This window comes from Sulfitobacter brevis, assembly GCF_900112755.1.
Lineage (GTDB): Bacteria > Pseudomonadota > Alphaproteobacteria > Rhodobacterales > Rhodobacteraceae > Sulfitobacter > Sulfitobacter brevis.
On record NZ_FOMW01000002.1, the window covers coordinates 90002 to 103365 of the forward strand.

The window sequence follows — 13364 nt, forward strand, 5'->3', positions numbered from 1 at the left end:
TCGCGAGCTTCCGGTGGGAGTCGACGCAAAGTACCAGACCCGCTTGCCCCAGCGAACCGGTCAGACCTCCGAGTCCGCAACAGGGCCGCCAAGACACAAATACTTACCCTCAAACCATCAGTGGAGAACCGACATGACCAGCCCTGAACCGGGGTCAATACCCCCAGTCCTATCCAATGGCAAAGATCCGATATTCGCGCCCCCGGCCTCTCCTCTAACGGTGGATGACATGCTTGTTGGCGGTCTCGCCATCGACGCTTGGCTCAAGGTATCGAGGTTCGGCATGACCATCGGCGAGGATACCACGATATTTGCCGCTTTGCCCGTCGAGCTGCACTTTGCCGAGATCCAATATTGCTTTGGATTGCGGTTTGGGAACCCGGCATTTTATGCAAAGACCTTCGACCACGTTACCGATGCGCGAGGCCTGGCCTGGCGCGACGTTCTGCGCCAAGCCAGACAGGTGGATCCTGAAGCGTCTGAATTCCCGACGGCAGACGTGCCCTTTGTTTCTTGTGGTACACTCAGGGACCGCAAGGGCGACGTCTTGGTCCAACCTGGCGATGTTTTGGGGCATTCGATCTCCATTACCGGTTGGAAGTTTTTCCAGCGGTTCCTGCGGTCCGCTCAGCGGACCGGCATCGATATACACAGCAGTGCTGTGCAGATGGATCTGGGGTTTGAGCCGCAGTCGAACCAGAAAGGCGATTGGGGTGTACTGACCTATTCCAACGTGCGGAGTCTATGATGTTGACGATTGATCTGATGGGCGATCCGCATCTGGCGAAATCCTTCGTTCACGGTGTGCCCCTTCATCGGCGCGGCGAGCGAGAAGAGATGGTCTGGCAAGCGTTTGCCGTCAACCTGGCAGCCACCAAGGCTGATCTCCATGTGTGCCTAGGGGATTTATTTGATCGGGCGATTGTACCCTATGATGCGATCTTGCGAGCCGCCGATGTCTACTTGCATACTGCCGCAGAGAAGCCCGAGACGCAGTTCATAATTCTGCGTGGCAACCATGATCTCTTAAGAGACCTCGAGCGCGCTTCAGCTTTTGACCTCTTCGCACGTCTTGTGGCGTCAGCTGACAATGTCACCATCGTGACAGATCCGGTGGTAGTTCGAAATCATCTGTTTGTCGGCTATGATCCGGTCACCCCGTTGGCGGACCGGATCACTGAAGACCATCGCGGTGCCTTGGCTGCGTTTTTTCATGCAGATACAACAGGGTTTGGCAGTAACACCAACCTTATCCCGCTTCAGAAGCTCGCCAGTCTAGGGATAGACAAGGTGTTCAACGGCCATGAGCATAAGGCCACCGAATTTACGCGAGATGGCGTTGACGTCACGGTCTTTGGATCGCTCCAACCCTTTGCCCATGGCGAAGAAAGTGACGACACCCTTTATGTCACCTTGCCTCTCGCTGAGTTGAATGAAGCAGGCGACCTTCAGGACAAGTGTGTCCGCATCCTGTTGGCAGCGGGCGAGACCGTGGATCAAGAGATCGACTGTCTGCAACTAACCGTAAAGCGCGTGGCTGAGGCCGCAGCTGAGGCCGAGGAGGTGACACTGGGCGAGTTCGACATCGAGGCCTTGTTTCGGCGAGCTTTTGAAGACGCCAGGGTCTCCGACACGCTGTCCAACACAATGCTGCAGCGGTTTCATGACCGCCGCTTATCCCGGGAGGCATGATCCATGCTGCACTCCATTCGCTACACGGTGACCTTTTCAACAACCGGTAAGACCCTGACCGAGAACATCACCTTTCGCCCGGGTTTCGGGATCCTTACTGGCGCAAATGAGAGCGGGAAATCCCTTGTTGTCGAAATGATCCGCTGGTGCCTCTTTGGTTCCGCAGCCCTTCGTGGCAAGATCGGCGACTACAAGAAGGCCAGCGCCCGATTGGAGATCGTTCTTAAGGGCAAGCCCTATGTGATCGAACGGACCGCGTCTCATGCCACGCTGTTTCGAGGTCCTGATCAGATTGCCGTGGGGACAACGCCAGTAAACCAGAAGGTTGTCGAGCTTTTTGGTTTTGGTCTGGAGGTGTTTGATGCCTCCTGCGTAGCCTTACAGGGCGAAATCGAGGCGTTAGGGACGATGAAGCCCGCTGAACGCAAGCGCCTGGTCGACAGCGTCATCGGCGTTGGCGTCATTGAAGAACTGGCCAAATCTGCGGGCGATGAGGCCAATGCCCTGAAACGTCGTGCCAGGGACCTCTCGCAGAACCTGCGCGCCCCGGAACCACCACCCAAGCCTGATGACTACCGCTTGCTGAGCGAGATCGATGCAGATTTGGCTGACCTGGCCAAGGCCCGCACCCGCTTGGACCATTTGCGAGGCGTTACCACCGAGACACGCAGCCCACCCACGCCCCCACACGAAACCGTCTCGACCCCGGTCCCAGAGCTGCAGGCTTTGGCGTCGAGCCAAGATGGGATGAATGCCCGCTTGAGAGCCGCTGAGATGGAATTGACCGCACTGCCGAAGCCGTCGCCCTACAGTGACTCCGAGCTTGCCAAGATTGCGGGTCAAAGTGACGGGTTTCAACAGTGGCAAAACAAGCAGCGGTTGCTGGCCAGTGCACCTGATCCCGGCGCGGGCGTTCAGAAGGTCAAGCAAGCCATGGCATTTCAGGATGCTGAACATCTGAGGCACCGGATTGCAGCGCTAAGATCAAAGGGTGTGCACATCTGCCCGTCCTGTGCCCACCAATGGCCCGTGGAAACAGCCAGCATTGAGGCCATCGCAGCCGATCTGGCGTTGGTGAATGATGTTGAGAAGCCTGAGGGTGTTCCGACGGAGCGCAAGGCCCTGTTGGCCCTTCTGAGGGCGGCACAGGCATGGGAAGACATCCAGCCGCAGCTGACATCCCTGGCAGATGTTCACCCCTGCGAGCGCCCTGCCCTAGACTTTGCTGAGATTGAAAACCACCGGCTTCGCAACGGCTATGCAATTCGCCGCTCGGAGCTGAACCAGGAGATCAAATCCTTGGATATGGCGCTTGCCGGTCTGCCGGACTACGTTGCACAATTGCGAGAGCGGCAGCGCTTCGAAGACCGTCTGGCGCTTTACCGAGATCAACAGACGGCCTTTGACATCTGGCAGCGCGCTTTCAAGGCGGCGCAAGCAGAAATCGCAACGCTGATAGAGCCGGTTAAGGGCTACGATAAGCTGGCTACTCTGCGTAGCGCCGTGGTCCTATACGACACGCTTCGCATCCGCTTTGAGCTGGACCTGCAACGCTATACTGAAGGCATGGCTGAGGTTTCCGACAGTCTGAAGGAGGCTGAGGATTGGGAACGGGCACGGCAAGCGCTGACCAACCTTCGTGGCATGGTCAAACAACACCTGCTCCCATCTCTGAACAAGGTGGCAAGCCAGTATCTGGCGCAAATGACCGGCGGCGAGCGACAGATCATTTACGCCGACGAGTGTTTTGCCATCACCGTAGACGGGCAAGCGCTGAATACCCTCTCAGGCTCAGGCAAGGCCGTGGCCTGTCTGGCGCTCCGGCTCGGCCTCGGACAGGTCCTCACCCAGGGTATCTTCCCAGTCTTTATCGGGGACGAGATTGATGCGAGCATGGATCAGAACCGCACGGCCAATACTGCCGCCATGTTTGAGGCCCTAAAGTCGCGGCTGGGCCAGATCTTGCTGGTTACCCATAAGCGGCCAGAGGCGGATTACATGATCGAGTTGGGAGGCATTTAGGGCCCCAGGTTTACGGATTTGAACTGGAACATTTTAGATCGCCTCCTGCCCCCTTACGAGCATAAGGAGCTGGGCAAACATCTCATTGTCGCCATCACTTTTCCAGAAATTGATGAACTGGCAAACAACCTGCAAGTTTCCAACTTCATAGTGCCCGTTGCTGTCAATTCTGTCCAACGATGGCAGCAGGTTTTGGTCAGCCTCACCACCGTGGAACTGAAAGTGAATGCCGGTCAGGGCGCAACAATTATTTTGTATATCAAGCAGGCGCGCAATGGTGACCTCCAGCTCATACAAAGACATCCGTAGCTCTTTGTTTTTCACCAAGCGCTCGACCACCTGACCATTTGAGCCTTTGACTGTGTTTTCGACAGAGCCACGCATCGCAATAATCGATCTTTCACGACTGCCTAGAACGCGGCCATCGGACGGTTTGTCGCTAGACACCGTCAGCTGACCTGCCGCCTCCCGTTTAAGGAGTGATGCCAAAATCCAAACAAATGAATGTGAATCAACAAGCTGGACAGATGCCAGCTTTGCCTCTTGCGCAATCAGCGGACGCAGGGAGTCGAGGATTGCAAGATATGTAGAATAGTTACCCCATGAACATTTCCGCAGGGTCGAGAATTCGATGCCCATCATGTCGAAAGCCCGGTCAAACCCGGTGGGTTGGATCGGCATATAGCGATCCATGTTCTTGAGAAAGAACAGGTAGGCAATCAAAGTGTACTTTCCACCCATGCCTGCAAGACGATCAAATATCGCCGCGTCGTCAGCATCCCCCCTATAAAGCCCGAAGAGCAGCGCTTCCACCTCTTGTCGCTGGCGGGAAGTATGTAGTGCCTCCAACAAGATTCGATGCTCGCGGTTCGCATGGCCGTATCTGTTTTGCCAGAACAAAAGATTGTTGGTGAGGTTCGTGCGACTATCCTTTTGGATTTCGATTGCATCAATCACATGCTGAAGGATTATTCCGGAACCGATGCTGGTCTCGTCCCAAGTGTCAGCGCGCATCAATGTAAGGGCATGATCACGCAGTAGCGGTTTGTAGTTTTCCCAACTGGCCGCCAACCCATCTTCAAAGGTCTCAAATGGATGACCAGACCGTTCCGTGACCAGGCTTTGGAAGCGGGCAAACACGGCCTTAAAGTCAAAGGGGCGCAGTGTCGGGGAGGCTGCGGTTTCAGGGGCAAGACCACCTCCGTACCAATCAATGAAGCGCTGTAAAGCAGCCACGCTGTCAATCTCGGCCCGGAGGGTGTCTGAGCGAGTCAAAGGTAACAGCGGACCATTGATGTTGGAGTTGCCATTGTTCGGTTCGGCGAGAAGCTTCACCCCTATAAGCGATGGAGGCGCAGGTGGCTGAAACCAGATACGGGTTTCACTGGCTTGCCGGTGCATCGCCAGCACTTTTCCGGTTCCCGTGCGAAAGCCGACAACATAGTCGGTCGGGGCTTTGACGGGTTCACCAAATCGGGTGGTCAGAAGCCGCTCTGCCTCGGTGGTTTTCAACGTCATGCAATTTCCAGTTCTGCGGCGGGTTCTAGCGCTTCATGCAAAAGGGCGGTGAGGAGGCGTTGGCGGGTGGTGTCGGCGGTGGCGAGGCTGGCCTCCAGCCGATCGCAGAGGGCCATCAGGGCATCGACCTTGGCCACGATGCGGTGTTGTTCGGCGAGGGGTGGGAGGGGGACCAACATATTTTTCAACGCCGTCCCGTTAACGTTTGCCTGCCCTGTCTGTTTTTTGATCAACGGGACAATCTGCGTGTCCCGAAAGACTGGAGCATTCATTGCCAGGTTCAAATAGTATGGCGAGGTTGACTGCGATGACAGGCGTATCCGGATCAGATAGGACGCAAAGGTGCGGCAATCATCTTCGCCGAGATAGAGGCCTGTCTTGCCAACCAATTCAGCGCTATTCGTGCGATTATAGAGAAGATCGAATGTCTTTAGAAACAGGTTCGGCAATTCTTTTGATGTTGCAGGGATTTTCTTATCATTGCCCCAAATAACTCGGCCATCTTGAATATTCCCCATCGCAAGAACGGGGACACCTTTGTCCACTGGATGCGACTTTTCGGACGTACCATATTGCGTAAATAGTGACAAATCTCCTACCCGCGCCCAGTTCCATCCCTTCGGAATTTCGAAAGGCAACTCAGTTGGATCAACACCCGCAAGAGGCTTCTCCCGCCGAATGATCTTGTTCCGAACAAGTTCATCACGCTCAGCAGCAATTCGACTCAACGCCAAAGAGGGAGCTTCATCACAAGCATCCTGCTCCACCAGCTTCCCGCGCACGGCGAGGTTCAGGATGGTTTGGCGGAGGGGTTTGATTTGGTCGGGGCGGGTTGTGAGGGCGGGGAGGAATTCCAGGGCAAAGCGGGCGTGGGAATGGAAATCCGCGTCTTTTAAGCGCGCCGGGCCGGACGGAGAACCGTTGCCCGTTCGCTTGCTCTCGCCTGTCTGTGCTTGTGCGTTCTCGGGTGCGGTCAGGCGGGCGAGGCTGGCGGCGGTGAGCTTGTAGCGCACCCCCTCGCGCGCCGTGCGGGCCTCTTCCAACCGATCACACAGCGCCATCAACTCATCCACCTTGGCCTGAACCTCAGGGCAAACCAAGGGCACTGGCACCTCCGCGACCCGCCCGACACTCAGTGTGACATTGGCGGTGCCCGTCATACGCGCCACCAGCAATTCGTCTTTGAAAGCCGAAAGATATTCGAAGATGAACCGAGCGGAAATCAGGCTAGGATCATGCGGAAATATCGCCACAAGGATGGTGCCCAGCGCGAACTTTCCTTCCTGATAATGCAGTCGATTCAGGCTGGCGTTGCCGTGGCCCGTGGAAGACACCAACGGCACGATGGCGGCGGCACCATCAAAATCAAAATGATCGCAAGTGCCCCGTTCGGCTGCTGTCACGACAAGTGGGAATGTACCGGGCTGCGCCTGTTGTATCCCGGTTTGCCCCTTTTCTATCCGCGCAAGTGACCCCAATCTTGCAAAGCGGGAAACACCTGAAAAACTTTCCGGGAAATCCTCATCAGTGAGTGCATCAAACTTCTTCTGTTTTGGTAGTTCGCCTTTCTTAATCAGATTGGCCTTAACCTTTTCAAGGGCTTCGAGAATTTTCTCAGGTGGCATCGTTGTTGAAGGCGTGTCCAGATTGCCTGAAATCGCCAAAGCGATGGCAATCTTTCGAAATTGTTGAATGCGGTCAGGATCGTCACCAATCTTTTCAAAGGACGCCAGCAGCCGATCAAAACTCATTGAATAAGCGCCTCAGTCAAAATTGCTCTTAACTGATCACGGATGGCGGCGACCTCGGCCTCTGCCCCGTCCAACTCGGCCAGCAGGGTTTCGGGATCGCCGTGATCCTCCTCCACCGCATGGGGGTTCTTGACGTCCAGATTATAGCCACGCGCCTTGATCTCGTCCGCCGTCACCTTCCACGCCTGCGGGCCTTCGACGCGGCCTTCCCGCGCGGCCCCGCCCCACCATGCGGCGCAGTCGTCCAAATGATCCAGCCGGATCGGCTTGGTCATTGAATAGGCTTTTTGCCCCTCGGGCACGCGGTGTTCCCAATACCAGATGTCCTGCGTGGGCGTGCCCTTTTCAAAGAACAGCAGGTTGGTGCCGATGGAGGCATAGGGTTTGAAGACCGAGTTCGGCAGCCGCACGATGGTGTGCAGGTTGCATTCCTCCATCAGGTGTTCCTTGAGCCGGGTCTTGATGCCTTCGCCGAACAGCGAGCCATCGGGCAGGACCACCGCGGCGCGGCCACCCAGTTTGAGCAGGCGGATGATCAGGGCGAGGAACAGATCGGCGGTCTCCCGGGTCTTGAAGGTGGGGAAGTTGCTTTCGATCCCGTCCTCTTCCTTGCCGCCAAAAGGCGGATTGGTCAGGACGATGTCGACCCTTTCATCACGGGTCCAACTGACCAAGGGGCGGGCGAGCGTGTTGTCGTGGCGCACGAAGTCAGGTTCCTCGACCCCGTTGAGCAGCATGTTGGTGACGCAAAGCATGTGGGGCAGCGGTTTCTTTTCCACGGCGCGCAGGGCGCCCTGCATCTGTGCCTCATGTTCGGGGCGTTTGACGTAGCGCTCGCGCATGTGGCGCATGGCGCAGGTCAGAAAGCCGCCGGTGCCGCAGGCAGGGTCGAACATGATTTCGCCAGGGTGCGGGTCGATCTGTTGCACCATAAAGGCGGTGACGGCGCGCGGGGTGTAGTATTCGCCCGCGTTGCCTGCATTTTGCAGATCGTTCAGGATTTGCTCGTAGATGTCGCCGAAGTGTTGGCGCTCGGTCAGATTGTTGAAGTCAACCTCGTTGATCTTGTTGATCATCTGCCGCATCAGCTGGCCGGATTTCATGTAGTTGTAGGCATCCTCGAACACATCGCGGACGACCTTGGCGCGGGGGCCTGCATTGGTGGGCAGCGCTTTGAGTTGCGTGAACAGGGTGTTGTTCACGAAATCCAGCAGCGTGTCGCCCGTGATCCCCTCGGGGTCCGCCGCCCAGGCGCGCCATTGCAGGGCATCAGGGATGGGCGAGGTATAGTCCTCTTTCGTCAGCTCGAGTTCCTGATCCTGATCGTCGATGATCTTGAGGAAGAACATCCAGCACAGCTGACTGATGCGCTGAGCATCGCCATCCACGCCGGTGTCTTTGCGCATGATGTCCTGGATGGACTTAACGAGGGTACGGACGGACATGAGTTATGCGCTTTCTTGGTATATTGCAGACTGCAGGTCGTGAACGGCCTGTTCGAATTTGGGTTTTCCACCGAAAGCACGGACAAGTTCAATCACACTTCCCATGCCACTGAACGGTGCGATCTTCAGAACACCGAGGTCGTCGAGGTCCATAACGCCTTCATCGGCATATTTTTCCAGCAGAGCTTCGAGAACGGCTTTCGCCTGTGGACCATACTTGGTGAACGCATCGCGCTTCTTCACGCTTTCGGCCCGCTCTCGTCGGGTTAGGGGTTTGGCGTCAAAGGCGATGTGGCAGATCAGGTCGAACGGATCAAGGTCCTTGCCAAGCTCCGCTGCGATCACATCGAAAGGAAGGCCTTCGGCTTCCAGCTCTTCGAATACAGCCTGCTTGCGTCCTTCGCCATTCCAGCGCTTAAGGAATTGATCGAGGCTGGCAAACTGCCGCTGCAGTGCTTTGCGGGTATAGTCTCGTAGGGACTCTGTAATCAGCTTTCCGTCTTCATCCAGGTATTCCACGCGTTCAGCTACAATGATCGCCCCTACACCGTCTACGTAGACCTTACGGATCGGTCCACCGCCAGTTTTGCTATTAAGCGGATCAAGCGGATCAACCGGATCGATAAGAACCGTTTCGTCGTCACTCGGTTCCGGCGACAAAGGCTCGCCATCAATATCAGTCTGCGGGACATCATCCGGAGGCGCAATCGGATCATCAGGGCCAGGTTGGTAGATTTGGACGGGCTCACCATCGAATTCGGGGTCTGCAAAATGACTGGTCGACCCACGGAAATCCATCACCGTGAAGAAAAGCTTTTGGGTATCCTCATGTACGCGGGTCCCTCGGCCAATAATCTGTTTGAACTCAGTCATGGATCCGACCTCGCGGTCGAGCACGATCAATCGACAGGTCTGCGCGTCAACGCCGGTGGAGAGAAGCCGTGAGGTCGTTGCGATCACTGGATAGGGTGCCTCGGGGTCGATGAAATTCCCAAGCTGGTCTAGGCCATTTTTGTCATTGCCGGTGATGCGCATAACGTAACGGTGATTTTGCGCCACCAGATCGGCGTTTTCGTTTATCAAGGCCTGGCGCATGCGGGCAGCGTGTTCTTGATCTACGCAGAAAACGATGGTCTTTGCCATTCTGTCGCCGCTTTGCTTTAGAAACTCTGTCACCTTTTGGGCTACCAGCTTGGTACGATCTTCCAAAACCAGCGTGCGGTCGAAATCCTTGGCATTGTAAATGCGATCTTCAACCTCTTCGCCATCGCGGTCGAGTTGCCCCTGAACAGGTCGATAGCCTTGAACGTCGCGGTCGATGTGAACCTTGATGACCTTGTAAGGTGCCAAAAAACCGTCGCGAATGCCCTGCTTCAGCGAATAGCTGTAAACAGGTTCACCGAAGTAATCGATGTTTGACGCATACTCGGTCTCCTTTGGCGTAGCAGTCAGGCCGATCTGGGTCGCTGACGTGAAATGGGCTAGGATTTCCCGCCAAGCAGAATCGTCAGCCGCACTGCCCCGGTGGCACTCATCAATGACGATCAGGTCAAAGAAGTCGGGCGAGAACTCCTTATAAATCTTTTGGCTTTCATCCGGACCTGTAATTGCTTGGTATAGACCGAGGTAGATTTCATAAGACGTGTCGATCCTGCGACGCTTATCTAAAGCTAGCGTCAAATCAGTAGAAGTGCCGTCTGCCCTCTCAATGGTTTTCGCATGCGTTGACAGTTTGGCCATATTGCCTGCGAAGGGCCTGAAGTCGTTCACCATCGTTTGGTCGATCAACACGTTTCGATCAGCCAAAAATAGGATGCGCTTCTTCTTGCCTGCCTTCCAAAGTCGCCAAATTATCTGAAACGCTGTGTAAGTCTTGCCAGTGCCTGTGGCCATAACCAGAAGAACCCGGTCCTGCCCTTTTGCTATGGCCTCCATAGTAGAGTTTACGGCATTGATCTGGTAATAGCGCGGCGCCTTGCCGCTGCCGTCGTCAAAGTAGTCCTGTAAGGCCACGGCTGACGCGTCATCTGACAGACCCTTCCACTGGCAATACCGCGCCCAAAGCTCCTCAGGTGATGGAAACTCATTCAGAGCAAGCGAAACCTCGGGTGTCGGGCTCATCCCGGTCCGATCATGGAAAACGAAACCGTCACCATTCGAAGAAAAGACAAATGGAATTTCTAGGGTTTCTGCGTATGCCAAACCTTGTTGAAGCCCCGCACCAATGGCCTGGGTGTTTTCCTTCGCCTCAATGATGGCGATAGGAATGTTCGGCTTAACGGAAAGGATATAATCAGCGCGTTTGCCCTTACCACGGCTTACCAATTTGCCTCTGACGATGATCCGACCTTTGGTAAAGCTAACTTCTTCACGAACTTGGGTGATTTCATCCCAACCAGATCCGCGAAGCGCAGGGGTGATGTACTTTGTGCAGATGTCACGCTCACTGAGCAATCGCTTGTCCATACAAATATTTCCCGGTCAAGTAGCATGCCACTAGGGGCAGAAAATCAATTAAATCTTTTGTTATGAGACGTTAGACGGGATTCAGGTTATTCGGCAACGGCAATTGAACTCAAATCCTGGTTTGTCGCGCATTAAAGGAAAATACTGCAGGTTGCTGCAACTGCAGAGCATGGGCCAACAGAAGACGATTAATCAACTTCGTCCGTGTGATCCTTCAGAAACATCGACTTTAGCACTTTGCCGGCCGTATTTCCTCTACGCGCAGCTGGCGGTCTTTGGAGGGACTCCGAACCACAGTGCTGAGCCCGAAACTTGGGCGGTTCACTATATGGTCTGCCTGACACCACCACGTTGCGTCGGTGCCGATCAACGCGATGTCATGACTTTTCGGATTGTCACAGGCAGCGCTTCTGGGGGCTTGCCGATGAGGCGCGGCACGACCCCATCCCGCTTAATAGCGGCGATGAAGTTCCCGCTGCCGCGGTGCAATGCCATGGCCGCAAAGTCAGTGTTGCACATATGCGGTTGGCAACCTGATCCGACGATCCAGTTTCCCTCCACGATCATTTCTTGCGATCCGATAATCATAGTATTGCGCAATTCGTCGAGCACATCCCAACCGACATTGGCAATCATCTCTGCCTCATGTTCAGGCGCTGTCAAATATTCATAGGGGCTTTCGCCGATCCACGCGTTTACATCGCCCTTAGACGTTCGTGCAATATCCGAGCTCACGAGGCCCAGCGAACGACGCTCGATCTGTTCACCATCATACACAAAAGCGACCAGCCCCTCGCTGGCATCAAAGGAGTTCATGGTGACAGTTACAGTCTCCGCGTCGTAGCTTACCTCGGGTACGTCAGCACAAGTGCCGAAAGTTTCACTAAGGCCAACTTTGCCCGGCGTGGTGTTTAGCCAGGCAAACTCCGCAGGACAACCGGTGCCGCCGCTGTAGATCGCAACCAGGATCAGGTTACCTATCTTGTCGATCAGTTCCGCAGCATATGAGACTTCGAGCGGGAAAACTCGATCTCCAACGGCTACAGCTTTGATGTCCATGGCTCCACCGACGATACGAACATCACCTGATAACGAAGAGAACCTGTCTCGCGCAGCTGTGGCGACCGGTAACGTCAGAACGAAGGTGATAAGTCCAATAAGTGCAGCGGATCGTCCCATTTTTTTCTCCAATTCGATTGTCACAAAATATAAAAGTGTATGCCATGTCCAGCGTTTTGAACGTGGCTAGTTGCTTGCATGCACAAACTATTTTCCTTGCACGGCGAGCCGCCTCACGGTTGGGAACATACACAGAACGCGGCGGCAATCTTTACTCAGATCAAGTGAGGACGAAGCCTGGCTTCCATCTCCTGCGGTTCAAACTCGAAAACCTTACTCTGCAGTCGTTGTGGCGAATGACAGTGAGCTTTGTTGACCATGAGGCACGCGCTTGCATCGCCCTCTGACCAACAAGCTCAACCAATGCAGATTCAGCAAGACGGCATCCACGGCAAATCATCCCCCACCCCAACACAAAGGATCGGCCCAATGTCAGGGACCACAATGAAATTTGACGTTCATAGCCAGATTACAAACCACATTATCGCGGCCATTGAGACTGCGGGTGAGTTCCAGACACCCTGGATCACCAGGTCTGGCGGCAGCTTCGCAAGGCCGGTCAATGTTGCCTCCAAACGCCCCTACAACGGCATCAATATCTTGAACTTGTGGATCGCATCCCTCTCCAAAGATTATCCGTCGAACACCTGGGGCACGTACCGGCAATGGCAGCAAGTTGGTTGTCAGGTCCGACAGGGTGAAAAATCTTCCCTCGTGGTTTTTTACCAAAATCACACATCAGAAGACGAGGCACCCAAACATTTTGTTGCCCGGGCAAGTAGGGTATTCAACGCCGCACAGGTCGATGGCTTTGAACTTCAGGTCGAAAATCTGCTTAATACGCCACTGTTTACTCCCGTTGCACGGGCCGAGGCTTTTGCCACCCACACAGGGGCTAGGATTGAAGAGAACGGTGAGCAGGCTTGTTTCGTCTCAAGTCTGGATCTGATCCGGATGCCCGAGCGCTGCCGGTTTATTGACACCGCCACAACCATGGCAGCAGAAGCCTTCTATGGCACGCTGAGTCATGAGTTGGTCCACTGGACAGGTGTTTCCCATCGCTTAGATCGTGACCTCTCTGGCCGGTTCGGGGATCAGGCCTACGCTATGGAAGAATTGGTCGCGGAACTGGGTGCGGCCTTCCTTTGTTCCGAACTTGGCCTCGCACCAGTTCCGCGTGAGGACCACGCTTGCTATATAAAATCTTGGCTCGCCGTTCTAAAGCAAGACAAAAGGGCGATCTTTACCGCAGCATCAAAGGCGTCCCAGGCAGCGAACTAGTTGCTGGAGCTTTCTGCGGTTCGTGCCCTGGTCGTCGACTAAGCGGCTGCTGCATAGCAGTGATGCCCTT

9 protein-coding genes are annotated in these 13364 nt (G+C 55.2%); 4 read left to right on the forward strand and 5 right to left on the reverse strand.

Annotation, left to right across the window (positions count from 1 at the left end; translation table 11 throughout):
* The first annotated feature begins 133 nt into the window (after positions 1–133).
* The 3 genes from BM174_RS02935 to BM174_RS02945 are packed head-to-tail and all read left to right on the forward strand — an operon-like array spanning position 134 to position 3714.
* Complete coding sequence (locus BM174_RS02935; RefSeq protein ID WP_143092414.1) at positions 134–748, forward strand: hypothetical protein; 615 nt, start codon at positions 134–136, stop codon at positions 746–748.
* Positions 745–1692 carry a metallophosphoesterase family protein gene (locus BM174_RS02940; protein ID WP_093922343.1) on the forward strand — a complete coding sequence of 316 codons (948 nt, stop codon included), beginning with the start codon at positions 745–747 and terminating at the stop codon, positions 1690–1692. Before BM174_RS02935 ends, BM174_RS02940 begins: the two co-directional genes overlap by 4 nt.
* A 3-nt stretch (positions 1693–1695) precedes the next feature.
* Positions 1696–3714, forward strand: coding sequence for an ATP-binding protein (locus BM174_RS02945; protein WP_093922344.1), 2019 nt, complete (start codon positions 1696–1698; stop codon positions 3712–3714).
* Between the two features lie 33 nt (positions 3715–3747).
* Here BM174_RS02945 and BM174_RS02950 read toward each other — a convergent pair whose 3' ends face one another.
* From BM174_RS02950 to BM174_RS02970, 5 genes are all read right to left on the reverse strand, one after another.
* The gene (locus tag BM174_RS02950) at positions 3748–5232 is read right to left on the reverse strand and encodes a hypothetical protein (protein ID WP_093922345.1); all 1485 of its coding nucleotides are present in this window, start codon (positions 5230–5232) and stop codon (positions 3748–3750) included.
* Entirely contained in the window at positions 5229–6983 is a 1755-nt protein-coding gene (locus tag BM174_RS02955; protein WP_093922346.1) for a restriction endonuclease subunit S, read from the reverse strand. The genes BM174_RS02950 and BM174_RS02955 overlap by 4 nt, the downstream gene beginning before the upstream one ends.
* Complete coding sequence (locus BM174_RS02960; RefSeq protein ID WP_093922347.1) at positions 6980–8428, reverse strand: class I SAM-dependent DNA methyltransferase; 1449 nt, start codon at positions 8426–8428, stop codon at positions 6980–6982. Before BM174_RS02960 ends, BM174_RS02955 begins: the two co-directional genes overlap by 4 nt.
* 3 nt (positions 8429–8431) lie before the next feature.
* Complete coding sequence (gene hsdR, locus BM174_RS02965) at positions 8432–10894, reverse strand: EcoAI/FtnUII family type I restriction enzme subunit R (protein WP_093922348.1); 2463 nt, start codon at positions 10892–10894, stop codon at positions 8432–8434.
* Positions 10895–11260: 366 nt separating this feature from the next.
* Positions 11261–12073, reverse strand: coding sequence for a hypothetical protein (locus BM174_RS02970; RefSeq protein WP_143092415.1), 813 nt, complete (start codon positions 12071–12073; stop codon positions 11261–11263).
* A 384-nt stretch (positions 12074–12457) separates the two neighbouring features.
* Here BM174_RS02970 and BM174_RS02975 point away from each other — a divergent pair, with 384 nt between their 5' ends.
* Entirely contained in the window at positions 12458–13294 is an 837-nt protein-coding gene (locus BM174_RS02975) for an ArdC family protein (protein ID WP_245766250.1), read from the forward strand.
* Positions 13295–13364 lie beyond the last annotated feature (70 nt).